Source organism: Pararobbsia alpina (assembly GCF_902859895.1).
GTDB classification, from domain to species: domain Bacteria; phylum Pseudomonadota; class Gammaproteobacteria; order Burkholderiales; family Burkholderiaceae; genus Pararobbsia; species Pararobbsia alpina.
This window is the reverse complement of sequence record NZ_CADIKM010000002.1, coordinates 322,842-345,300: the sequence shown is the minus strand read 5'-3', so window position 1 is coordinate 345,300 and position 22,459 is coordinate 322,842. Positions and strand designations below refer to the sequence as shown.

The following is a 22,459-nucleotide window of genomic DNA, read 5'->3' as shown; positions in this document are numbered from 1 at the left end:
ACTTGAAGCTTGAGGCTCGGGCTTGAAGCTTGAAGAGGCCAAGGGCTCGAGTCTCGAGCCCTTGGCCCCGCGTCACAGCACGTAACGGGACAGGTCTTCGTTCCGCGCGATATCGTTGAGCGCGTCGTTCACGTACGCCGCGTCGACATGCACCGTGTGGCCCGAGTGATTGCCCGCGTTGAACGAGACTTCTTCGAGCAGCTTCTCGATCACCGTATATAGGCGCCGCGCACCAATATTCTCAGTCTTCTCGTTGACCGAGAACGCGACCTCGGCCAGTCGCCGGATCCCGTCGGGTGCGAATTCGAGCTGCACCTCGTCCGTTGCAAGCAGCGCCTGATACTGCTTGACCAGGCTCGCATCGGTCTGCACGAGAATCGATTCGAAGTCCTCGACCGACAGCGAGTCGAGTTCGACCCGGATCGGGAATCGACCCTGGAGTTCCGGAATCAGGTCGCTCGGCTTGGCCAGATGAAACGCACCGCTTGCGATGAACAGGATGTGGTCGGTCTTGATCATCCCGTACTTCGTGTTGATCGTCGTGCCTTCGACAAGCGGCAGCAGGTCGCGCTGCACACCCTGGCGCGACACTTCGCCACCGCCCACTTCGGCACGCGATGCGATCTTGTCGATCTCATCGAGAAACACGATGCCGTTCTGCTCGACGTTCTGAACGGCCTTGGCCTTCACTTCCTCGTCATTGAGCATCTTCGCGGCTTCCTCGTCGGTCAGCAGCTTCATCGCGTCGCGAACGCGAACCTTGCGTCGCTGCTTCTTGCCGCCTCCGATGTTCGCGAACATGCCGCGAATCTGGTCGGTCATCTCTTCCATGCCCGGCGGGCCCATGATGTCCATGCCGGGCGTCGGCAATTCGACATCAAACTCGATCTCCTTGTCGTCGAGCGCGCCCTCGCGCAGACGCTTGCGGAAAGTCTGACGTGTCGTGCTGTCGACTTCCTCGGCCGGCATCGAACCGAAACCGCCAGGCGCACGCACAGGCGGAATCAGGATGTCGAGCACGCGATCCTCGGCGCGGTCCTCCGCTTTCGTGCGGACCTTGCGCATCTCGACTTCGCGTGTCTGCTTGATCGCGATTTCCGCGAGATCGCGCACGATGCTGTCGACGTCGCGCCCGACATAGCCGACCTCCGTGAACTTGGTCGCCTCGATCTTGATGAAGGGCGCATCCGCCAGCTTGGCGAGGCGCCGCGCGATCTCCGTCTTGCCGACCCCGGTCGGTCCGATCATCAGGATGTTCTTCGGGGTGATTTCCTGGCGCAGCGGTTCGGCGACCTGCTGGCGCCGCCAACGATTGCGCAGCGCGACGGCGACCGCGCGTTTGGCCTTGCCCTGGCCGATGATGTGCTTGTCCAGCTCCGAGACGATCTCGGCGGGCGTCATATTGCTCATGCGGGTTCCTTACTCGAGCGTTTCGATGACGAGGTTGTGATTTGTATAGATGCAGATATCGCCCGCGATGTTCAGCGACTTCTCCACGATATCGCGCGCACCCAGTTCCGTATTCTGTACGAGCGCGATCGCGGCGGACTGTGCATAGCTGCCACCCGAGCCGATCGCGCAGACGCCGCCTTCCGGGTCGAGCACGTCGCCATTGCCGGTCAGTACGAGCGTGGCCTCCGCGTCCGCGACGATCATCATCGCCTCGAGCCGGCGCAGCATCCGGTCGGTACGCCAGTCCTTCGCGAGCTCGACAGCGGAGCGCATGAGATTGCCCTGATGCTTTTCGAGCTTGGCTTCGAAGCGGTCGAGCAGCGAAAAAGCATCGGCCGTGGCACCCGCGAATCCGACCAGCACCTTGCCGTTATAGATACGCCGCACTTTACGCGCGCTGCCCTTCATGACGACATTACCCAGGGTCACCTGGCCATCCCCACCTAGCGCAACCTGCTTGCCGCGCCGGACGGAGACGATCGTCGTGCCGTGATATTGCTCCATAGCGTTCCTTGATAGAAGACAGAAGACGCGCCGACTCTCGGCGGCATTCGTGCGTAGTTTAGGGCGTGCGCGCGTTTATCAAGGGTTCGCGCAGCGGTCTGCGCGAGGCAGACCGGAGAGCGCTCGCCAGCTTGGCGTGGCGTGGCCAAAGAACCCATCGAAGCAGGCCGGTGCTGACTGGCCCGGAACTGTATCGGTCACCCGCGAACGGGGTAAGCATCGAACCGGATCGCTTCGCTCTCGTAAAACAAATTTGGGGATGAAATATTGGGAAAATGCGACTAGCTTTCATGTGTGAAGGCATTTTGTCATGTATCAGTAATGCAACAGGCGCGAATCGGCCGTAATTGGGGCACCAGTCGCAGATCCTTATTACAAAAGCCTCTCAAGAAATAATTCGTTATTGTTACTAAAAACGCAAAAGACTGTTGCATCGGATGGGCTCAGGGAGCTCAGGGTTAGTTTCTACACTCGGCTCCGAACTCGGGCATTTTCCTATTCCCGGATCTCCTCTGGAGTTGTACTAATGAAAAAGACCCTTTTCGCTATCGCGGCTTCGGGCGCACTGGTTTCGGTCGCGCACGCCCAAAGCTCGGTTACGCTGTACGGCATCATCGATGCGGGAATCGCCTACAACAACAATGTCGGTACGGGCCATTTGTTTCAGGCTGCCAGCGGCGCCATCAACGGCAGCCGTTTCGGCATGCGCGGCACTGAAGACCTCGGGGGCGGCCTGAAGGCGATTTTCGTGCTCGAAGCCGGATTCAACGTCATGAACGGGCGCAGCGCCCAAGACAACCGCCTGTTCGGCCGCCAGTCCTTCGTCGGTATCGCGAGCAACGACTTCGGCTCGGTCACCCTTGGCCGTCAGTACGACTCCGTCGTCGACTTCCTCGCTCCGCTGTCGGCAACGGGATCGTGGGGCGGCACGTGGTTCGCCCACCCGTTCGACAATGACAACCTGAACAATTCGTTCCGCCTGAATAACTCGGTCAAGTACACCTCGCCGGTGTACGCGGGCTTCCAGGCCGGTGCGGTCTATGCGTTTTCGAATTCGACGAACTTCGCGACGAACCGGGCTTACAGCTTCGGCGCAACCTATAACCTCGGTGGGCTCAAGGCGGCCGGTGCCTATATGCAATTGCAAGGCACGCAAGGCGGCACCAGCAACGCGACGGCGGGCACGCTGGATCAGGCTGAATCGAGCGCGATCGGGCAGGACAAGACCCTCTTCGGTCCGAGCGGCTTCCAACTGGGCGCGAGCACCCAGCGCGTATTCGGCGGCGGCGTGAGCTATGCGTTCGGCCCGGCACTGGTCGGCATCGTGTACACGCAATCTCAGTTCTACGACGCGATCAACACGAACGCGAGCACGTACAAATTCAACAACTACGAAGTGAACGCCAAGTACACCCTGACGCCGGCCCTGAGCCTCGCTGCGAGCTATACGTACACCGACGGTTCGTTGACCAATTCGGGCACCGCCACGAACGATCCGAAGTGGAGCCAGGTCAACCTGCAAACGGACTATGCGCTGTCCAAACGTACCGACATTTATCTGGAAGGCCTCTACCAGCATGCGATCGGCGCGGGGAACAATGCGTATATCAGCAGCGCTGGCGGCACGTCGTCGACATCCAACCAGGTTGTCGTGATCACCGGCATCCGTTCGCGCTTCTAGGCAACGGCCTCCGGCTTAGCGAAACCCGCCTTCCCAGGCGGGTTTTTTTTGGGCCAAAAAAAAGCCGCCTGCATCGGGCAGTCGACTTTTTTTAAAGACGGCGGGGCACGCTCCCAGCGCGCTGCGCCGGGTCGTGGGCCGCAGGGGCGGCTACCTAGTCGCCGAACAGCTTCTGGCGCAGTTCGCGGCGCTCCTGCGCCTCGAGCGACAGCGTCGCGGTCGGGCGCGCGATCAGACGGGGTACGCCGATCGGCTCGCCGGTTTCTTCGCACCAGCCGTACTCGCCGGAATCGATCCGTGCAAGCGATTGCTGAACCTTCTTCAGCAACTTGCGTTCGCGGTCGCGCGTGCGCAATTCGAGCGCATGCTCTTCCTCGATCGTCGCGCGATCGGCCGGATCCGGCACGATTACGGTCTCGCGAAGATTTTCGGTCGTCTGCCCTGCGTTGCGAAGAATCTCCGCCTGAAGCTGTTCGAGCCGACTTTTGAAGAACGCGAGCTGATCTTCATTCATGTAATCCTTCTCGCTCATCTTCAGGATTTCGGCTTCGGTCAAGAGTCGTTTCGTCGTCATCTTGCTGGCTATCTTCCGTGCGGGTATCAGCCCGCTTTGCAATGTCCGCTACGGGCGGCAGCCCGATTGCGCCCTGCCTTCAGGGCTTGAATCGCGCTGCGCCCGGCGCGGGGCCGAACTCCCTGGAGTCTCCAGTGGGGACGTATTGTAACTGAATCGCAAATGCGAAAACCAACCGATACCCCGATCGAAACGTCTTTCAGTGCCGTAGGAGGATCAGACCAGACACGCGGTCAGGCCGTCGACAATCAGGTCCTGCGGCAAATCGACGCCGATGAAAACCATCTTGTTGGTTTTCTCGTCGGCCGGCAACCAGCGTGAGGCAAGGTCGCTGCCCATCATCTGGTGCACGCCCTGGAATACGACGCGTCGGTCGACGCCCTTCATATATAGCACGCCCTTGTAGCGAAGCATGCGTTCGCCGTAAATCTGCAACACTCCGCCAAGAAAGTCTTCGAGCCGCTTCGAGTCGAACGGGCGGTTGCTGCGGAACACGAAGGACTTGATGCGATCGTCGTGGCGATGATGGTGATGATGATGCGCGTGATCGTGGCCCGCATGATCATGACCTTCATGCGTGCACTCGCCATGGTCGTGGTCGCAGTCGGCGTGGTCATGCTCGTCTTCGGCAAGGAAGTCAGGATCGATCTCGAGCTTCGCATTGAGGTTGAAGCCCTTGAGGTCGAAAATCTGCTTGATATCGGCTTCGCCGAAATTGACCGTCGCGATCGGCGCGCGCGGGTTCATGTGCAGCAGGCGGTGCCGCAGGTCCGACAGCGTGTTCTCGTCGACGAGGTCCGACTTGGTCACGAACAGGCGGTCCGCGAAGCCGACCTGGCGCTGCACGACTTCATGTTCGTCGAGCTGCTGGTTCGCATGCTTCGCATCGACGAGCGTGATCACGGCGTCGAGCAGGAAGTCCGAGGCGATTTGGTCGTCGATGAAAAAGGTCTGCGCGACCGGGCCCGGATTGGCGAGGCCCGTCGTTTCGATCACGACGCGATCGAACTTGAGCGTTCCGGCGGTGCGTTGCGCGGCCAGATCGCCAAGCGCCTGCACGAGGTCGCCGCGAATCGTGCAGCAGATGCAGCCATTGCTCATCTGCACGATCTGCTCGGTGCTCTCCTGCACGAGAATTTCGTTGTCGATGTTTTCTTCGCCGAACTCATTTTCGATCACTGCGATGCGCATGCCGTGCTGCTCGCCGAGAATGCGTTTGAGCAACGTGGTCTTGCCGCTGCCGAGGAAGCCGGTCAGGATCGTGACCGGAATCATGCTGTTTGCTGTGCTAGCCATAATGCGAACTCGTCTCGAAGAATCGCCGCGCGCCCCGTCATGCAAGGGCCCGGCGTAAGAATCGGGTGCCGGACCGCAGATGCGGCCAGCGTGAACATTCCATTGAAGCACACGTGTCAAGGTCCCCGCAATTGACCCCAACGGCGATGCCCAAGCGCGGTGCCCACTAGATGCGTTGCAACCAGAGCCCTTTCAAGTACTCCCCTTCAGGAAAACTCGTGAGCATCGGGTGGTCGACGCCAGCGCCGAGCCGCCCGAGAATTCGCACATCCACGCCGGCGTCGGAGGCCGCGCCCGCCACGATCTTCTGGAACAACAGCGCATCGATCGCGCCCGAACACGAATACGTCGCGAGCAGGCCGCCCGGGCGCAGCAGCTTGAACCCGGACAGGTTGATGTCCTTGTACGCACGCGCGGCGCGGTCGATATGCTGCTGCGAGGGAGCGAACTTCGGCGGATCGAGCACCACGAGATCGAAGCGTTCACCCCCTTCATGGAGCGCTCGCAGGGCCTTGAACGCGTCGGCATCGAGCCATTGTGCCCGAGCCGGATCAAATCCGTTGGCGAGTACGTTCGCCTGCGCGGTCGCGAGGGCCTCACCCGACGAGTCGATCGAGACGACCCGCGTGGCGCCGCCCTTGAGTGCCGCGAGCGAGAATCCCCCCGTATAGCAGAAGCAGTTCAGGACCTCGCGCCCCTGTGCATGCCGCGCAATCAGCGCGCGATTGTCACGCTGGTCGATATAGAAGCCCGTCTTGTGACCACTTCGGACATCGACCTGGTAACGCACCCCGCCCTCCTCGACGAGCAGCCAGTCGGGCGGCTCCTCGCCGGCGAGCACGCCGACGGTCTGTTCGAGCCCTTCCTTTTCGCGAATGGCCACGTCCGAGCGTTCATAGACGTTCGGGCAACCGGTCGCGCCGACGAGCGCATCGACGATCGCCCGCTTCCAGGCTTCGACGCCGGCTGCCATGAACTGGCAGACCAGCTGTTCGGGGCCGCCGTCGACCGCGCGGTAGTGATCGACGATCAGGCCCGGCAGGCCGTCGGCCTCGCCGAAGATCAAGCGGACCGCGCCGGTTCCCGACACCATGGCGTGGCGGTGGGCGAGCGCGCGCTGAACGCGCCGCTTGAAAAACGCATGGTCGACCGGCTCGTTCTCGTCGAACGTCCAGACACGAGCGCGGATCGCCGAAACGGGGCTGAACGATGCCCGCGCGAGAAACCGCCCGTCATGGGCGCGCACAAGCACGGTCGCGCCCGACGCGGGCTTGCCGTCGACCCGCTCGATTGCATTCAGATAAAGCCAGGGATGCCGGCGAAGCAAAGACTTCTCCTTGCCGGACTTGAGCGTCAAAGTAATCATTCTTCCTCGAAAGCGTCACGCCCTAAGAGCGCTTTTTTGCTCTCGGGTGCGCCGCATCATAAACCTTTGCGAGATGCTGGAAGTCGAGCGAGGTGTAGACCTGGGTCGCGGCAATGCTCGCGTGACCGAGCATTTCCTGGACGGCGCGCAGGTCTCCGCTCGACTGGAGCACGTGTGTGGCGAACGAATGGCGCAGCACGTGAGGATGGACATTGGCGGGTACGCCCGCCGCGAGCGCGAGGCGCTTGACACGGTCGCGCACGACACCGGGCGCCATGCGGCGGCCGCGCACCGAAACGAACAGCGGCAAGGGATCGAGCCTGACCCACTGGTCTCGCACGGCCAGCCAGGCGCGCAGCGCCGCGAGCGCCTTGCTGCCGACGGGCACGATGCGCTGGCGCTTGCCCTTGCCCGTCACATGGACGTCGCCGGACTCAAAATCGACCCAGCCGGGCGATCGGTAGCCGTCCGCATCGGTATAGCGGACATCGAGATCGACCAGCTCGGCGAGCCTCAGTCCCGACGAATAGAACAGTTCGAGCATCGCGTGGTCACGCGCGCTTTCGACAGGATCGCCGGCATGCAGCGGGGGCGCGTTCATCAGGCGCGCGGCGTCGTCGGCGGAGATGGCCTTGGGCAGCGTGCGCGGCCGCTTGGGTGCCCGCACGGCCGAGACCGGATTCGCGGCAAGCTCATGGTGGAGCGCGACCCAGCGATAGAAGCTGCGCCAGACCGACAGCCGATGCGCGATCGAGCGCGACGCGAGCCCCGCCGCATGCGCCCGCGCGGCCGCGCCGCGGATGTCGACGGAACTCAGTGCAATCAGCGGCCGCTCGCCGGCGACGGTTCGCAATTCGCTGAGTTCATGCGCATAGCCGCGCAAGGTGTGTTCGGAGAGCTTGCGCTCGTGCTCGAGCGAAGACAGATAGTCGGCGACGAGCGTGGCGCAGACGTCCGTCATCGCGTCTGCGCTCAATGGGCGAGCAAGCGGCTCAGCGCGGCACTTGCCAGCGAGCCGATCTGCGAGAGAAAGTCGGTGCCCATGCCCTCATGGAAGCGGCGCGCTTCGGGAGAGCCCATCACGAGCAAGCCGAATGCATTGGCGCCGTCCTCGCGCTGCGGATGGCGCAATGCCACTAGTGCGATGGAGGCGGCCGCCTCGCTGCTTGCACTGTGTACGCCGCCGACACCATTCGCACCCGATACTTCCAGCGCGTCCGCAAGCCCATCCGCACGGCTTGCCCTCCCCGCACCCCCTGCCCCATTGCCAGCCTCTGCCCCGAGCGCGCCGCGCGGTTCGACCATGCCGGCTGCCCCGTGCGTGAGCCACTGCGCCGCCTCGAAGCCGGTGTTCGCGCCGCAGTAAGGCGTCGCCAGGCTGTTCGCGAAAATCCGCACTTCCTCGCCAACGTAGCGCGAGAAATCGGCCATCGAATACGTTTCGGCGACATCCCAGAGGCGCAGTGCCGCGAACGGCACATCGAAAACCTCGAGCAGTCCGCGCGTGACGGTTGCCGGCAGCGCATGCGGATCGCGTTCGGCGAGCACGCGGCTGGTCCAGCGCGTGAAACGCGCGGCGATGCCGTCGTTCTCATGTCCGTACCGAAGCAATTCGGCGAGACGGCGCTCGATCTGCTTGTTCTTGTCACGCAGCATGTCCATCTGACGTTCCTGCAGCGACACGGCACGATTGCCGTGCGGGCTAAGCAAGGTCACGCTCGCGAGCAGTTCGGCGTGACGTTCGAAAAATTGCGGATTCGCGAGCAGGTAGTCTGCGATTTCGCGTTCATTGAGCGGCATGGGTGCAATCCGTAGTCAGACTTCGATGGAGCCTTCAAAAACTGTCGCGGCGGGACCCGCCAACGTAACCTGCGCACCGTCCCAGCTGATCGTCAGATCGCCGCCGTGCGTGTGCACGCGCACCGGCGAGTCGAGCAGGCCGCGGCGAATCCCCGCGACGACCGCAGCGCAGGCGCCCGTGCCACATGCGAGCGTCTCGCCGGCGCCCCGTTCGAATACGCGCAAATTGATTTCCCCCCGCCCGATCACCTGCATGAAGCCCGCATTGACCCGTTGCGGGAACCGGGGATGGGCTTCGATCAACGGGCCGTCGCGGCCGACCGGTGCGCTCGAGGTATCCGTGACGACCTGCACGGCGTGGGGATTGCCCATCGACACAAGTGAGATCCAGGTCGTCGCGCCGCCGACTTCGAGCGGCCATAGCGCGTCGCGTCCCTCGGGACGTGCCTCGAGGCCTTGTGCATCGAACGGGATCTCGGCGGGCGCGAAACGGGGCACGCCCATCTCGACTTCGACCTCGCCGTCCGGCTGCATCGTCAGTGTCAGCACGCCCCGCTGGACCTGAACGCGCACACGGAACTGGTCGGTCAGGCCGCGATCTCGCACGAACTTGACGAAACAGCGTGCCCCGTTGCCGCAATGTTCGACTTCACCGCCGTCGGCATTGAAGATCCGATAGCGAAAATCGACGCCGTCAATCGTCGGCTTCTCGACAACGAGCAATTGGTCGGCACCCACGCCGAAATGGCGGTCGGCGAGCCGGCGGATTTGTGCGGCATTGAGCGTGAAGGGTCGTTCGATACCGTCGATCACGACGAAGTCGTTGCCTGCGCCCTGCATTTTTGTGAAATTCAGCTTCATGGGGCTATTGTAGGGCTTCCCGGGCTCGCGCCAGCGCGAGCCCGATGCTTTGACGCATCGAAACCTCGATGCAAGGCCATGCTGCGCACGCTCAGTAGAACCCCTGCTCGCCAGGCGGGCGCGTCTTGAAGCGCTTGTGAACCCAATAATACTGTTCGGGCATCGTGCGGACCTGCTCTTCGAGAAACGCATTCATGCGGCGCGCGTCGGCGACGTCGTCGCCCGTCGGATAGTCTTTCCATGGCGCGAACACCTTGAGCCGATAGCCCTTGTAGTTCGGCAGGACCTCACCGATGAAAGGCAGCACCTGGGCAGGCGCGGTGGCCGCGAGTCGCGCGGTCGACGTCAGTGTGCAGGCCGGCACGCCGAAGAAAGGCACGAATGCGGAGTTGCGCGGGCCATAGTCCATGTCGGCGCCAAGCATCACGGGTTGCCGGTCGCGCAGCATCCGGATCACCGCGCGCGCGCTAAACGACTTCGGGACCATTTCAGCGTCGAAACGGGCGCGTGCCTCGACGGCGACCTCGTCAAGCGCCTTGTTCGACAGCGGCTGGTAAAGCGAGCCGCAGCGGCGTTTGAGCGCCCGATTGATCGAGATCGAAGCGAGCTCGATCGCGACGAAGTGAAAGCCGAGCAGGATCGTCGGCGGGAGATCGGGATCCTCGAGGTCGATCTCGCTATCGACAATCACGATCTTGTCGAGCGTGCGCGCCGAGCCGAACCACTGCACGCTGCGTTCGACATAGCTGCGAATCGCATGACGGAAGTGTTGGCCCGCGACACGCTCGCGCTGTGCCTCGTCCCATTCGGGGAAGCAGAGCTTCAGGTTGATATGCACGATGCGCTTGCGCGAACTCGGCACCTGGTAGAGCAGCCAGCCGAGCGCATCGCCCAAACGCGCGACCAGGCCATAGGGCAGCAAGGCCATGAACCTGAGTAACCCTATCGAGAGCGGGGTGAGGAAGCGGCTTAGCACGCGGCCTCCGCAAGATGCTCGATCACGGCCTCAATCAAGGCGGTCGAACGACAGGATGGGAATGAAAGCAAAGGATCTGTGGGTGGCACGAGGCACACTCAAGCGAAAAAAAATGAAGCCGTTATAATACGGGCATCGCCGAGTTAATGGACAACTTGCGGGGCGACGCTCGGTTTCTGACCGTGCGAAAAAATTCCGCTAAAGCGTCGCCGCTTCGTCCTCGAAGTCGGCCACGTGAAAGCGCAGGTTTCCGCTTAATGGGTCACGTACCGTCTTTATATAGGAGCACACGAAGTGGCGAACGATTATCTGTTCACGTCCGAATCCGTCTCTGAAGGCCATCCCGACAAGGTGGCCGACCAGATCTCCGACGCCATCCTCGACGCGATTCTCGCGCAGGACAAATATTCCCGCGTAGCGGCCGAAACGCTGTGCAACACCGGTCTCGTAGTTCTGGCCGGTGAAATCACGACGACGGCCAACGTCGACTACATCCAGGTCGCACGCGATACGATCAAGCGCATCGGCTACGACAACACCGACTACGGCATCGACTATCGCGGCTGCGCGGTGCTCGTTGCCTACGACAAGCAGTCGCCGGACATCGCCCAGGGCGTCGACCGCGCGCACGACAACAACCTCGACCAGGGTGCCGGCGACCAGGGCCTGATGTTCGGCTATGCCTGCGATGAAACGCCCGAACTGATGCCGCTGCCGATCTACCTGTCGCACCGCCTTGTCGAGCGTCAGGCCGATCTGCGCCGCGACGGCCGCCTGCCCTGGCTGCGTCCGGATGCCAAGTCGCAGGTCACAATCCGTTACGTCGACGGCAAGGCGCACAGCATCGACACCGTCGTGCTGTCGACGCAGCATGCACCCGACATCGAACTCGCACGACTGCGCGAAGCGGTGATCGAGGAAGTGATCAAGCCGGTGCTGCCGGCCACGCTGATCAAGGGTGACATCAAGTTCCTCGTCAACCCGACCGGCCGTTTCGTGATCGGGGGTCCGCAAGGCGATTGCGGCCTGACGGGCCGCAAGATCATCGTCGATACCTACGGCGGTGCCGCACCGCACGGCGGCGGTGCCTTCTCGGGCAAGGATCCGTCGAAGGTCGACCGCTCGGCCGCCTACGCGGGCCGTTACGTCGCGAAGAACATCGTCGCCGCGGGCCTGGCCTCGCGTGCGCTGATCCAGGTGTCGTACGCGATCGGCGTCGCACGCCCGACCTCGGTGATGGTCAATACCTTCGGCACGGGCCGCGTACCCGACGCGGTGATCACCGAGCTCGTGCAGAGCCATTTCGACCTGCGCCCGAAGGGCATCGTGCAGATGCTCGACCTGTTGCGTCCGATCTATGAAAAGACGGCTGCCTATGGTCACTTCGGCCGCGAAGAGCCGGAGTTCACGTGGGAAGCGACGGACAAGGCCGCAGCCCTCGCGGAAGCGGCGAACATCGAGCCGTTGACGGTCGGCGCTTGAAGGTGAATGGCGTTTGCGTTCCCCTCGGGGTACGAAACGCCTGAAGCCACAGCGATGAAAGGCCCGGCAGACGAAAGTCCGCCGGGCTTTTTTTCGCCGGACTTCTTCTTGACGGCCGCCTCTGAGAAGGCGTTCGATCGAGGACCGCAGAGCCTCGCAATCGTTGCGATCATCACGACACGTTTCCCCGTTGCGCTACCGTCAGCGTTGCGCATGCGCGGGAAACGCGCGCTCGATCACCGTCCTGTGCCACGGAGTTTCACCCGCGGGCAAGGTGCCATAGACGCGTCCGTTCTGACCCGCGCCCTCGCCCAGCCGCGTCGCGATAAACGCATCGGCATTCGCGGCATCGCCGCCGCGTGTCATCAGCACAGCCTGCGCGAGCAATACGAGGCGCTGCGCGATGCGGCGCGCGAGCGATTCGCGCTGGGCCTGCGGCTGCGTGAGCATCGTGTGCAGATCGTCGAGCGCGGCGCGCAACACGGGCTGGCCCTTCGCGGCCTCGCGCCAGTCGTCGAGCAGCGCGTGGACGGCATCGGGCTCGCGCTCGACCGCACGCAACACGTCGAGGCACATCACATTGCCCGACCCTTCCCAGATCGAATTGACAGGTGCCTCACGATAGAAACGCGCCATCGGTGCTTCTTCGACATACCCGTTGCCGCCCCAGACCTCCATGGCCTCGCCTGTGAACTCGAGCGCACGCTTGCACACCCAGAACTTCGCGGCCGGTGTGACGATGCGCTGCCAGCCGCGTTCAAGCGGTGTGGTGCGCGTCGGACCGGGCCGGTGAGCCGGGGCCTCGCCAGCCTCGGCCCCGACATCGTAGGCACGCGCTAGCCGCATCATCAGCATCGTTGCAGCCTCGCTCTCAATGGCAAGGTCGGCGAGCACGTTCTGCATGAGCGGCTGTTGGGCCAGCGCGCGGCCGAATGCGCTGCGATGGCGCGCATGGTGGATCGCCTGGACCAGCGCTGCGCGCATCAGGGCGGCACTGCCGATCACGCAGTCGAGCCGCGTGTAGTTCGCCATTTCGATGATGGTGGGGATGCCGCGCGCCTCTTCACCGACGAGCACGCCCCATGCGCCGCGGAACTCGACTTCGCTGCTCGCATTCGAGCGGTTGCCGAGCTTGTCCTTCAGGCGCTGGATATGCACCGCGTTGCGTTTGCCGTCCGGCGTGAAGCGCGGCACGTAGAAGCACGACAGCGCGTCCTGGCCGTCGGTCCTTGCAAGCACGAGATGCGCGTCGGACTGCGGCACCGAAAAGAACCACTTGTGACCGACCAGCTGGTAAGCGGCGCCCCGCCCCGTACACGCCGCTTCGGTCGGCGTCGCCCGCGTGCGGTTGCTGCGCACGTCCGAGCCGCCCTGCTTCTCCGTCATGCCCATGCCGACCAGCATCGAGCGCTTTTCCTTAAGCGGCAGGTCGCGCGGATCATGCTCTCTCGAGAACAGCTTGTCCTGGATGGTCGCGAACAGGGACGGCTCACGGCTGAGCACTGGAATGCTCGCGAAGGTCATCGTGGCTGGGCACAAGGTGCCCGACTCGACCTGTGCATGCAGAAAGTACCCGGCTGCGCGTGCCACCATCGCACCTTCGCCGGGCTCCGAGAACGGCAGCGCATGCAAGCCCTCGCGCCTCAGCATGCCGAGCAGCGCGTGCCAGCTCGGATGAAATTCGACCGCGTCGAGCCGCTCGCCGCGCGCATCATGTGTGAACAGTTCCGGCACATGGCGGTTGGCGAGTTCCGCCAGCACCTGGATATCGCCACGGCCCAGGCGCTCGCCGTCGGCCTGGAGCGTGGCACGATGCCAGTCCGCGCCCTCCAGGCCGAGCGCGGACGTCAATACCGCGTCGCTGTCGAACAGGTTGTAGTCAACCAGCGAGGGAACCTGGTTGGTGACTTCGTGGGTAGTCCAGTCCATACGTGAGCGCTCTCCTTCCGGTCGTGCTTACGGCGGCTCATTGCATCACTCATTCCATCATAGTCCCGCCCGGTGTCCGCGAGCGGGCGCCGCCGAGCCAGAGATCCCCGCCCGCACTACCGGCAGCCTCGTCGCCTGGCAGGGTTTCGCGGGCAACGTCGAGCCATGCGCGGGCGGCATTCGACAGGTAGCCGTCCTTGCGCCAGGCAATCGCCATGTCCCATGAAATTTCGGGTTCGACGACCGGCACGCACGCGTAGCGCTCGGAATCGAGCGGCCGGCAATACGGCTCGGGCAACAATGCAATCCCCAAACCCGCGCCGACCAGCGCGGTAATGAAATCCCAGTGTCCGCTGCGCCCGACGATCGACGGCGTGAAACCCGCCTCGCGGCAAGCCCGCATCACGACGTCGTTGAGCGCGAGGCTTTCACCATAGAAAACGAAGCCCTCGCCCGCGAGTTCGGCGAGCGCGACGCTCGCGGCACCGTGCCAGCGCGACGGGGCTGGCGCGACAAGCCAGAGTCGATGATGACTGACCGGCAGCAGCCCGAACACGGTCTCGTCGACCGGTAGCAGCACCGCGCCGAGTTCGAGCTCACCCGTGAGCAGTGCGGCCTCGATCGCGCGCGAACCCTGCTCGAACAGCTTGAGTTCGATCTTTGGATAACGCTGCCTGAAGGCGGCGATCGCGGGTGTGAACAGCGTGCCGCCCATCGGCGGGATGCCGATCTTCAACTCGCCGCGGCCGAGCGATTCGAGATCGTCGAGTTCCGCGCGCAATTGCGCATGAGCGGCCAGGACGTCCTGACCGCGCTGCGCGACGATGCGGCCCGCTTCGGTCAGGACGAACTGGCGCCCTTCGCGCAGCAGCAGCGGTGTGCCGATTTCCTCTTCGAGCGCCTTGACCATCTTGCTGATCGTCGGCTGCGTCACGAACAGCGTCTCGGCCGCGAGCGTAAAGCTCTGCTGCCGCACGACTTCGACGAAATAGCGCAATGCCCGCAACTCCATGCTTCGCCCCCCCGCGTTCGATGTCCGGACGGCCCCTTGCGAGCCCCTTGTCAGCCAATTGCCCACGACGGGATCAGTTTAAGTCATCGCCACGCACCCGCCTTTCGCGATACGTGGGGATTCGGCAAGCCTGCCCGCTTCTTTGCTACAATCTTGGCCACCTTCCGAGGAGCGTTGCGACGGATTTTCCGCCAGGCTCGGAACTTCACCCGGCGGCCCGCAGATCGGCCCCGTCCTGAACGGCGCTCACGTCCTTAATTTCTAGTCTTTTTTTAGAAAGGAGGCGTGATGAACGCCGCTGTAGTCGATACCCAATCCCGTGATTTCGTCGTTGCCGACCTGGCTCTGGCCGCCTGGGGCAAGAAGGAAATCGTCATCGCCGAGTCCGAAATGCCGGGCCTGATGGCAACCCGTGCCGAATACAAGACGAGCCAGCCGCTCAAGGGCGCACGCATCGCCGGCTCCCTGCACATGACGATCCAGACCGCCGTGCTGATCCAGACGCTCGAAGCGCTTGGCGCGGAAGTTCGCTGGGCCTCGTGCAACATCTTCTCGACGCAGGACCACGCGGCTGCCGCGATTGCCGAAGCCGGTACGCCTGTATTTGCTTTCAAGGGCGAAAGCCTCGACGAATACTGGGAATTCTCTCATCGAATCTTCGAATGGCCGAATGGCCAGAACGCGAACATGATTCTCGATGACGGCGGCGACGCAACGCTGCTGCTCGTGATCGGCACGCGTGCGGAAAGCGATCCCTCGGTGATCGCCAAGCCGACGAACGAGGAAGAAACCGCGCTGTTCAAGTCGATCGCGGCCCACCTCGATGCCGACCCGCACTGGTATTCGAAGCGTCTCAAGGAAATCCGCGGCGTCACGGAAGAAACGACGACCGGCGTGCACCGCCTGTACCAGATGGAAAAGGAAGGCAAGCTGCCGTTCCCGGCGTTCAACGTCAACGACTCGGTCACGAAGTCGAAGTTCGACAATCTGTATGGCTGCCGCGAATCGCTCGTCGACGGCATCAAGCGCGCAACCGACGTGATGATCGCGGGCAAGGTCGCGGTCGTCGCGGGTTATGGCGACGTGGGCAAGGGTTGCGCGCAATCGCTGCGCGGTCTCGGCGCGACCGTCTGGGTCACGGAAATCGATCCGATCTGCGCACTGCAGGCCGCGATGGAAGGCTATCGCGTCGTCACGATGGACTATGCGGCCGACAAAGCCGACATCTTCGTCACGGCGACCGGCAACCTCCACGTGATCGACCATCATCATATGAAGGCGATGCGCCATCAGGCCATCGTGTGCAACATCGGTCACTTCGACTCGGAAATCAACGTTGCCTCGTTGCGCCAGTACACGTGGGACAACATCAAGCCGCAGGTCGATCATATCGAGTTCCCCGACGGCAAGCGCATCATCCTGCTGGCCGAAGGCCGCCTCGTGAACCTCGGCTGCGCGACAGGCCATCCCTCGTTCGTGATGTCGAACTCGTTCACGAACCAGACGCTTGCGCAGATCGAGCTGTTCACGAAGGGTGAACAGTACGGCAAGAAGGTCTACGTGCTGCCGAAGCACCTCGACGAGAAGGTCGCGCGCCTGCATCTGGGCCGCATCGGTGCCGATCTCACGGTGCTCAGCGACGAGCAGGCAAGCTACATCAGCGTCGACAAGAACGGACCGTTCAAGCCTTCGCACTACCGCTACTGATCGCTGCGCGGGTGGGGCGGTGAGTGGGGCCGCGGCGGGCCGTATCCCGGGGAAGGCATCCTTCGGAACGCGCCCCCCCGATGCAGCCTCAATGCATCGCGGGCGACGATCGCCCGCCGCCCGCGAACATGCGGTGTTTTTCTCGCGCGTCGTGCCGTCTGACGGCCCGACGCGCTCCTTTATAGACTGACCGAAGGAGCAGGCGATGCACGTGATCGTGACCTGGCTGTTGAACGCACTGGCCTTGCTGGTGGTGACCTACATCATTCCGTCGATCCATATCCGGGGCTTCGGCACCGCGCTGGTGATCGCCCTCGTGCTCGGCCTGATCAACACGCTGCTGCGCCCGGTGCTCGTGCTGCTCACGCTGCCGGTGACGATCCTCACGCTCGGCTTGTTCCTGCTCGTGATCAATGCGCTGCTGTTCCAGCTCGCCGCATGGTTCGTCAAGGGTTTCGAGGTGTCGGGTTTCTGGGCGGCCTTGTTCGGCTCGATTCTCTACAGCGTGATCTCGTGGATACTGTCCGCACTGGTGTTCGGACATCGCACGGGCGTCACCCGCTGGTATTGAAAAGACTCGGAAGCACGACTTAGAAGTCGCAACCGGAAAGCGTAAGCAAGAAGCGCAATCGAGGACCCCGTCGAGGGTCCGCCGCGAACGCGAGCGCGTACCTTCATGCGTACGCAAGCGCCGACGCCCACACAAACGCGGCCCCAACCGGGACCCGACCGAGACCCCATGGCTGCAACCGAACTCTCTTTTGAATTTTTCCCGCCGAAGACCGCCGATGGTCTCGACAAGTTGCGCGCCACGCGCGCACAGCTCGCCACGCTCAAGCCGAAGTTCGTTTCGGTCACCTTCGGTGCGGGCGGCACGACCCAGCAGGGCACGCTCGATCTCGTCGTCGAGATGAAGCGGGACGGCCTCGAGGCCGCGCCGCACCTGTCGTGCATCGGCGCCTCACGCGAAAGCATCCGCCAGATCCTCGAGCACTACCGCGAGAACCAGATCCGCCACATCGTCGCACTGCGCGGCGACATGCCCTCGGGCATGGGCGAGATGGGCGAGTTTCGCCACGCCTCGGACTTGATCGAATTCATCCGCGCGGAGACGGGCAACTGGTTCCACATCGAAGTCGCGGCCTATCCCGAATACCACCCACAGGCGCGTTCACCGAGGCACGATCTCGAAGCGTTCGCGCATAAGGTCAAGGTCGGCGCAGACTCGGCGATCACGCAGTATTTCTTCAATGCGGATGCGTACTTCCGTTTTGTCGACGATGTCCGCAAGCTCGGTGTCGAGGTGCCGATCACGCCGGGCATCATGCCGATCACGAACTTCTCGCAGCTCATGCGCTTCTCCGACATGTGCGGTGCCGAAGTACCGCGCTGGATCGCGAAGCGCCTCGAAAGCTACGGCGACGACCGCGAGTCGATCCGGGCATTCGGCGCCGATGTCGTCACCGATCTGTGCCGGCGCCTGCTCGAACGTGGTGTACCGGGCCTTCATTTCTATACACTGAATACCGCGAGCGCGAGCCGCACGATCTGTGAACGGCTGGCACTCTGATCCGGGAGGACGCGATGTACTTCGATGAGCGTGACCGTATGGTCGTGCATCTGACGATCCGCCAGGCGAACCTGGCTGCGCGCTCATTCGATGCCGGATCCTCCGTCGGCTCCGATGCGTGGCCTGCACACGCTGTCCGGCTCGACCCGCGATGATCCGTTTTATCCTCGCACGGCTGCTCACGGTGGTACCGACCTTCATCGGCATCACGATGCTGGTGTTTCTTCTGGTTCACCTGATCCCTGGCGATCCGGTCGAGGTGATGATGGGTGAGCGCGGCATGTCCGCCGCCGAACATGCGCAAGCGCTGCACCGGCTCGGGCTCGATCAGCCCCTGCCGCTCCAGTACTGGCGCTACCTGTCGCACGCGGTACGCGGCGACCTCGGCGTCTCGCTCGTGTCGAACACGAGTGTCATGCAGGAATTCCTTACGCGCTTTCCGGCGACGGTCGAATTGTCCGTCTGCGCGCTGCTGTTCGCGCTCGTGATCGGGGTACCGGCCGGCGTCGTCGCGGCTCTGAGGCGGGGTACGGCGCTCGATCACGGCGTGATGGGCACCGCGCTGGCCGGTTATTCGATGCCGATCTTCTGGTGGGGCCTGATTCTCATCATGTTCTTTTCGGTCGGGCTCGGGTGGACGCCGGTCTCGGGCCGCATCGCCGTCGAATACGATGTGCCCTCGGTGACGGGCTTCATGCTGGTCGATTCCTTGCTCTCGACCGAACCTGGCGCGTTTCGCTCGGCGCTCAGCCATCTCGTGCTGCCGATGATCGTGCTCGGCACGATCCCGCTCGCGGTGATCGCGCGGATGACGCGTTCGTCGATGCTCGAGGTGCTGCGAGAAGACTATATCCGCACCGCACGCGCCAAGGGCCTCGCGCCGCTGCGCGTGGTGGTCGTGCATGCGCTGCGCAATGCGCTGATCCCCGTCGTCACGGCGATCGGGCTGCAGGTCAGCCTGCTGCTCGCAGGGGCCGTGCTGACCGAGACAACATTCTCGTGGCCCGGCATCGGCAAGTGGCTGATCGATGCGGTCGGCCGGCGCGACTATCCGGTCGTACAGGGTGCGATCCTGCTGATCGCGCTGCTCGTGATCGCCGTCAACTTCTGCGTGGATCTGGCCTATGGCCTGCTGAACCCGCGTATCCGGCATACGAGGTAGCGACGATGGCCGATCTGTCCAACCAGGCATTCGAACCGCCGCCGACCGGCGACAGCCGCCTGCTCGCGGGCCGCGAGTTCTGGCGCCAGTTCGCCGCGCATCGCGGCGCGGTGCTGGCCGGCGGCCTGTTCCTGCTGCTCGTGCTGGTCGCGTTGTGCGCGCCGCTGCTCGCGCCGCACAGTCCGATCGAGCAGTTCCGCGATTCGATCAAGACGCCGCCCGCATGGCTCGACGGCGGTCACTGGCGCTTTGTGCTCGGCACCGACGAGGCGGGCCGCGACATTCTTTCGCGGCTGATCTACGGTGCGCGCGTATCGTTCTCGATCGGGCTGGTTTCGGTGTTGCTCGCTTTGATCCCGGGTATCGCGCTCGGTCTGGTGGCCTCGTTCTTTCCGGGTCTCGTCGATACGGCGATCATGCGCGTGATGGACGTGCTGCTCGCGCTGCCTTCGCTATTGCTGGCCGTCGCGATTGTCGCGGTACTCGGGCCGGGGCTCACGAACACCATGTTCGCGATTGCGATCACGGCGCTGCCCGGTTATGTGCGGCTGAGCCGCGCATCGGCCCTCGGGGAACTGCAGAAGGACTATGTGAGCGCTTCGCGGGTAGCAGGCGCGGGCACCTTGCGCCTGATGGTCTCGCAGGTATTGCCGAACTGTACGGCACCGCTGATCGTCCAGGCGACGCTCGGCTTCTCGTCAGCGATCCTCGATGCGGCGGCGCTCGGCTTCCTCGGCCTGGGTGTCCAGCCGCCGCATGCGGAATGGGGTGCGATGCTGGCCTCGGCGCGCGACTATCTCGACAGCGCGTGGTGGATCGTCACGATGCCGGGTGCGGCGATTCTCGTGACGGTGCTCGCGATCAATGTGTTCGGCGACGGTCTGCGTGATGCGCTCGACCCGAAGCTCAAACGGATCCGCTAGATGACCGACCTGCTCCGCATCCGCAACCTCACGGTCGATTTCGACGGCCTGCCGGCAGTCGACCGGATCGATCTGTCGGTCGCGCCCGGGGAGGTGGTGGGCATCGTCGGCGAGTCGGGCTCGGGCAAGAGTGTGACGATGCTCGCGGTGATGGGCCTGGTCGATGCGCCGGGCAAGGTCCGCGCGGACGAGATCCGTTTCGACGGCATCGACCTGCTGGCGGCGAGCGCACGTGAACGCAGGCGCATCATCGGCAAGGACATGTCGATGGTGTTCCAGGATGCGCTCACGAGTCTGAACCCGAGTTATACGGTCGGCTTCCAGGTGGCGGAAGTGCTCAAGCAGCATCGGGGCCTGCGTGGCGCGGCCTTGCGTGCGCGTGTGGTCGAGCTGTTCGAACAGGTCGAGATACCGGCGGCGAAGGCGCGTCTCGATGCCTATCCGCACCAATTGTCGGGCGGCATGAACCAGCGTGTGATGATCGCGATGGCGATCGCCTGCGATCCGAAGCTCTTGATCGCGGATGAACCGACCACGGCCCTCGACGTGACGATCCAGGCGCAGATCATGCGGCTGCTGTTGCGGCTCCAGCAGGAGCGCGGCATGGCGCTCATCCTGATCTCGCATGATCTGGCGGTGGTCTCGGAGGTCGCACAGCGCGTCGCGGTGATGTATGCGGGCGAGATCATCGAGACGGGGGCGGTACCGGGGCTTTTCGAGACGCCGCATCATCCCTACACGGAGGCGTTGCTCAAGGCGATCCCCGAAAACAATCTTGGCGCACGGCGCCTTGCGGCGCTGCCGGGGGTCGTGCCGGGCCGCGACGACCGGCCGGCGGGCTGCCTCTTCGAGCCGCGCTGCGCCTATGCGGTCGACGCGTGCCGTGTGGCACGACCGGCGCTCTTGCCGGTCGAACTGGCCGCGTCACCTGTGTCACCTGTGTCACCTGTGTCACCTGTGTCACCTGTGTCACCTGTGTCACCTGTGTCTCATATGCCGCATGCATCGCCCGGAACCGTGCGTTGCATCAAGCCGCTCAACACGGCAGGGGGGTCGCCCGCATGACGACGCCGACCGACGACGGGATGCTGCGGGGGCCCGCACCGGGCGGTTTGCCCGGAAGCGATGACGCGCTCGGCAAGGCCGAGGCCGGTGACACCGTGCCGGTCCTTGTCGCCGAGCGCTTGAGCAAGCACTACCCGATACGCCGGGGGCTGTTCGGTCATGCGCAGGTCAATGCCTTGAACGGTGTGTCGTTCTCGCTCGCGCAGGGCAGGACACTGGCGGTGGTCGGCGAATCGGGCAGCGGCAAGTCGACGCTCGCGCGCCAGCTCACGATGATCGAGACACCGAGTGCGGGCCGGCTCACGATCGATGGTGTGCCTGTCACGCGCTTTGGCGCGGATGTACCGCCGGAACTGCGCCGGCGTGTGCAGATGGTCTTCCAGAATCCGTTCGCGTCGCTGAACCCGCGCAAGACGATCGCCCAAACGCTCGACGAGCCCCTCGCGATCAATACGTCACTGGGGCGTGCCGAGCGCGCGGCGAAGGTCGCGGAGGCGATGACCGTGGTGGGCTTGCGTCCTGAGCATGCGCGCCGCTATCCGCATATGTTCTCGGGCGGCCAGCGCCAGCGTGTCGCGATCGCGCGCGCGATGATCGTGGATCCGGGGATCGTTGTGGCGGACGAGCCGGTGTCGGCGCTCGATGTTTCGATTCAGGCGCAGATCCTCAATCTGTTCATGGATCTCCAACAGCGCTTCGGAGTCAGCTTCGTGTTCATCTCGCACAATCTGTCGGTGGTCGAGCATATTGCTGATGAGGTGCTGGTGATGTATTTCGGCGGGGTGGTGGAGCTTGGAGACAAGGGACGGGTGCTGGGTCGCCCGCGCCATCCCTACACGCGTTCGCTCTTGTCGGCAACGCCTGCTTTACGTGCGTCAGACCGGCGGCTCCAAGTTAGACTATCGGGGGAATTGCCGTCGCCGCTGAGTCCGCCGTCTGGCTGCTGTTTCCACCCCCGCTGCCCGATGGCGATCGAACGGTGTCGGCGGGACATTCCCGAGTTGCGCGAGGTGGATGGCCGGCAGGTTGCCTGTCATCGCGCAGAGGAGACTGAAGGTTAGAACAATTGTGCGGCGGTGAATGCATTCACCGCCCGGCG

The 22,459-nt window shown here is 63.6% G+C and carries 21 protein-coding genes and 1 riboswitch; of the genes, 10 read left to right on the top strand and 11 right to left on the bottom strand.

The features are described 5' to 3' along the window. Positions 1-72: 72 nt before the first annotated feature. Positions 73-1,410 carry an ATP-dependent protease ATPase subunit HslU gene (gene hslU / locus HV670_RS03640; protein WP_175103265.1) on the bottom strand — a complete coding sequence of 446 codons (1,338 nt, stop codon included), beginning with the start codon at positions 1,408-1,410 and terminating at the stop codon, positions 73-75. A gap of 9 nt (positions 1,411-1,419) precedes the next feature. Continuing rightward, entirely contained in the window at positions 1,420-1,956 is a 537-nt protein-coding gene (hslV, locus tag HV670_RS03635) for an ATP-dependent protease subunit HslV (protein WP_175103264.1), read from the bottom strand. A gap of 526 nt (positions 1,957-2,482) precedes the next feature. Between hslV and HV670_RS03630 the strand changes: the two genes are divergently transcribed. Continuing rightward, entirely contained in the window at positions 2,483-3,637 is a 1,155-nt protein-coding gene (locus HV670_RS03630) for a porin (RefSeq protein WP_175103263.1), read from the top strand. A 154-nt stretch (positions 3,638-3,791) separates the two neighbouring features. On the opposite strand, the gene dksA is transcribed toward HV670_RS03630, so the two are convergent. The 7 genes from dksA to HV670_RS03595 form a co-directional block, all read right to left on the bottom strand. Further along, positions 3,792-4,211 carry an RNA polymerase-binding protein DksA gene (gene dksA, locus HV670_RS03625; protein WP_175103262.1) on the bottom strand — a complete coding sequence of 140 codons (420 nt, stop codon included), beginning with the start codon at positions 4,209-4,211 and terminating at the stop codon, positions 3,792-3,794. 216 nt (positions 4,212-4,427) lie between these two features. After that, entirely contained in the window at positions 4,428-5,486 is a 1,059-nt protein-coding gene (locus tag HV670_RS03620) for a CobW family GTP-binding protein (RefSeq protein ID WP_175103367.1), read from the bottom strand. A 187-nt stretch (positions 5,487-5,673) separates the two neighbouring features. Beyond that, entirely contained in the window at positions 5,674-6,873 is a 1,200-nt protein-coding gene (locus HV670_RS03615) for a class I SAM-dependent rRNA methyltransferase (protein WP_175103261.1), read from the bottom strand. A 22-nt stretch (positions 6,874-6,895) separates the two neighbouring features. After that, the gene (gene xerC, locus HV670_RS03610; protein WP_175103260.1) at positions 6,896-7,834 is read right to left on the bottom strand and encodes a tyrosine recombinase XerC; all 939 of its coding nucleotides are present in this window, start codon (positions 7,832-7,834) and stop codon (positions 6,896-6,898) included. 11 nt (positions 7,835-7,845) lie between these two features. Beyond that, the gene (locus HV670_RS03605; protein WP_175103259.1) at positions 7,846-8,673 is read right to left on the bottom strand and encodes a DUF484 family protein; all 828 of its coding nucleotides are present in this window, start codon (positions 8,671-8,673) and stop codon (positions 7,846-7,848) included. Positions 8,674-8,688: 15 nt separating this feature from the next. Then, positions 8,689-9,534 (bottom strand): diaminopimelate epimerase, encoded by an 846-nt coding sequence (gene dapF, locus HV670_RS03600; RefSeq protein ID WP_175103258.1) that lies wholly within the window; start codon positions 9,532-9,534, stop codon positions 8,689-8,691. A gap of 91 nt (positions 9,535-9,625) precedes the next feature. Further along, positions 9,626-10,510 carry a lipid A biosynthesis lauroyl acyltransferase gene (locus HV670_RS03595; RefSeq protein ID WP_175103257.1) on the bottom strand — a complete coding sequence of 295 codons (885 nt, stop codon included), beginning with the start codon at positions 10,508-10,510 and terminating at the stop codon, positions 9,626-9,628. A 294-nt stretch (positions 10,511-10,804) separates the two neighbouring features. On the opposite strand from HV670_RS03595, the gene metK reads away from it, so the two are divergent. Next, positions 10,805-11,992: a methionine adenosyltransferase gene (metK, locus tag HV670_RS03590; RefSeq protein WP_175103256.1), complete on the top strand. Its 1,188-nt coding sequence runs from the start codon at positions 10,805-10,807 to the stop codon at positions 11,990-11,992. Positions 11,993-12,193: 201 nt separating this feature from the next. On the opposite strand, the gene HV670_RS03585 is transcribed toward metK, so the two are convergent. Together HV670_RS03585 and HV670_RS03580 are read right to left on the bottom strand one after the other, a co-directional pair. Beyond that, positions 12,194-13,921: an isovaleryl-CoA dehydrogenase gene (locus tag HV670_RS03585; protein WP_175103255.1), complete on the bottom strand. Its 1,728-nt coding sequence runs from the start codon at positions 13,919-13,921 to the stop codon at positions 12,194-12,196. Between the two features lie 49 nt (positions 13,922-13,970). Then, positions 13,971-14,933 carry a LysR family transcriptional regulator gene (locus tag HV670_RS03580; RefSeq protein ID WP_175103254.1) on the bottom strand — a complete coding sequence of 321 codons (963 nt, stop codon included), beginning with the start codon at positions 14,931-14,933 and terminating at the stop codon, positions 13,971-13,973. Positions 14,934-15,093: 160 nt separating this feature from the next. Then, positions 15,094-15,188, top strand: a riboswitch (S-adenosyl-L-homocysteine riboswitch). 33 nt (positions 15,189-15,221) lie between these two features. Here HV670_RS03580 and ahcY point away from each other — a divergent pair. The 8 genes from ahcY (at position 15,222) to HV670_RS03540 (ending at position 22,421) form a co-directional block, all read left to right on the top strand. Continuing rightward, positions 15,222-16,640 carry an adenosylhomocysteinase gene (ahcY, locus tag HV670_RS03575; protein ID WP_175103253.1) on the top strand — a complete coding sequence of 473 codons (1,419 nt, stop codon included), beginning with the start codon at positions 15,222-15,224 and terminating at the stop codon, positions 16,638-16,640. A 205-nt stretch (positions 16,641-16,845) separates the two neighbouring features. Next, a complete protein-coding gene (locus HV670_RS03570; RefSeq protein ID WP_175103252.1) occupies positions 16,846-17,211 on the top strand; it encodes a phage holin family protein in 366 nt (121 codons plus the stop codon). A gap of 168 nt (positions 17,212-17,379) precedes the next feature. After that, a complete protein-coding gene (metF, locus tag HV670_RS03565; RefSeq protein WP_175103251.1) occupies positions 17,380-18,210 on the top strand; it encodes a methylenetetrahydrofolate reductase [NAD(P)H] in 831 nt (276 codons plus the stop codon). 14 nt (positions 18,211-18,224) lie between these two features. Continuing rightward, positions 18,225-18,365, top strand: a complete 141-nt coding sequence (locus HV670_RS03560; protein ID WP_175103250.1) for a hypothetical protein — start codon at positions 18,225-18,227, stop codon at positions 18,363-18,365. Then, entirely contained in the window at positions 18,362-19,372 is a 1,011-nt protein-coding gene (locus HV670_RS03555) for an ABC transporter permease subunit (RefSeq protein WP_175103249.1), read from the top strand. The genes HV670_RS03560 and HV670_RS03555 overlap by 4 nt, the downstream gene beginning before the upstream one ends. A 5-nt stretch (positions 19,373-19,377) precedes the next feature. Continuing rightward, a complete protein-coding gene (locus tag HV670_RS03550; RefSeq protein WP_175103248.1) occupies positions 19,378-20,295 on the top strand; it encodes an ABC transporter permease subunit in 918 nt (305 codons plus the stop codon). Beyond that, positions 20,296-21,360 carry an ABC transporter ATP-binding protein gene (locus HV670_RS03545; protein WP_175103247.1) on the top strand — a complete coding sequence of 355 codons (1,065 nt, stop codon included), beginning with the start codon at positions 20,296-20,298 and terminating at the stop codon, positions 21,358-21,360. It abuts the gene before it with no gap. After that, complete coding sequence (locus tag HV670_RS03540) at positions 21,357-22,421, top strand: dipeptide ABC transporter ATP-binding protein (RefSeq protein WP_425511376.1); 1,065 nt, start codon at positions 21,357-21,359, stop codon at positions 22,419-22,421. The genes HV670_RS03545 and HV670_RS03540 overlap by 4 nt, the downstream gene beginning before the upstream one ends. Positions 22,422-22,459 lie beyond the last annotated feature (38 nt).

Excerpts from the sequence above, each read along its gene's own strand:
- HV670_RS03540 (WP_425511376.1), top strand. The coding sequence starts at position 21,357 with ATGACGACGCCGACCGACGACGGGATGCTGCGGGGGCCCGCACCGGGC.
- HV670_RS03630 (WP_175103263.1), top strand. The coding sequence starts at position 2,483 with ATGAAAAAGACCCTTTTCGCTATCGCGGCTTCGGGCGCACTGGTTTCG.
- ahcY (WP_175103253.1), top strand. The coding sequence starts at position 15,222 with ATGAACGCCGCTGTAGTCGATACCCAATCCCGTGATTTCGTCGTTGCC.
- HV670_RS03570 (WP_175103252.1), top strand. The coding sequence starts at position 16,846 with ATGCACGTGATCGTGACCTGGCTGTTGAACGCACTGGCCTTGCTGGTG.
- HV670_RS03545 (WP_175103247.1), top strand. The coding sequence starts at position 20,296 with ATGACCGACCTGCTCCGCATCCGCAACCTCACGGTCGATTTCGACGGC.
- metF (WP_175103251.1), top strand. The coding sequence starts at position 17,380 with ATGGCTGCAACCGAACTCTCTTTTGAATTTTTCCCGCCGAAGACCGCC.
- xerC (WP_175103260.1), bottom strand. The coding sequence starts at position 7,834 with ATGACGGACGTCTGCGCCACGCTCGTCGCCGACTATCTGTCTTCGCTC.
- HV670_RS03615 (WP_175103261.1), bottom strand. The coding sequence starts at position 6,873 with ATGATTACTTTGACGCTCAAGTCCGGCAAGGAGAAGTCTTTGCTTCGC.
- HV670_RS03580 (WP_175103254.1), bottom strand. The coding sequence starts at position 14,933 with ATGGAGTTGCGGGCATTGCGCTATTTCGTCGAAGTCGTGCGGCAGCAG.
- HV670_RS03550 (WP_175103248.1), top strand. The coding sequence starts at position 19,378 with ATGGCCGATCTGTCCAACCAGGCATTCGAACCGCCGCCGACCGGCGAC.
- hslV (WP_175103264.1), bottom strand. The coding sequence starts at position 1,956 with ATGGAGCAATATCACGGCACGACGATCGTCTCCGTCCGGCGCGGCAAG.
- HV670_RS03555 (WP_175103249.1), top strand. The coding sequence starts at position 18,362 with ATGATCCGTTTTATCCTCGCACGGCTGCTCACGGTGGTACCGACCTTC.
- HV670_RS03560 (WP_175103250.1), top strand. The coding sequence starts at position 18,225 with ATGTACTTCGATGAGCGTGACCGTATGGTCGTGCATCTGACGATCCGC.
- dksA (WP_175103262.1), bottom strand. The coding sequence starts at position 4,211 with ATGACGACGAAACGACTCTTGACCGAAGCCGAAATCCTGAAGATGAGC.
- HV670_RS03605 (WP_175103259.1), bottom strand. The coding sequence starts at position 8,673 with ATGCCGCTCAATGAACGCGAAATCGCAGACTACCTGCTCGCGAATCCG.
- HV670_RS03620 (WP_175103367.1), bottom strand. The coding sequence starts at position 5,486 with ATGATTCCGGTCACGATCCTGACCGGCTTCCTCGGCAGCGGCAAGACC.
- hslU (WP_175103265.1), bottom strand. The coding sequence starts at position 1,410 with ATGAGCAATATGACGCCCGCCGAGATCGTCTCGGAGCTGGACAAGCAC.
- dapF (WP_175103258.1), bottom strand. The coding sequence starts at position 9,534 with ATGAAGCTGAATTTCACAAAAATGCAGGGCGCAGGCAACGACTTCGTC.
- HV670_RS03585 (WP_175103255.1), bottom strand. The coding sequence starts at position 13,921 with ATGGACTGGACTACCCACGAAGTCACCAACCAGGTTCCCTCGCTGGTT.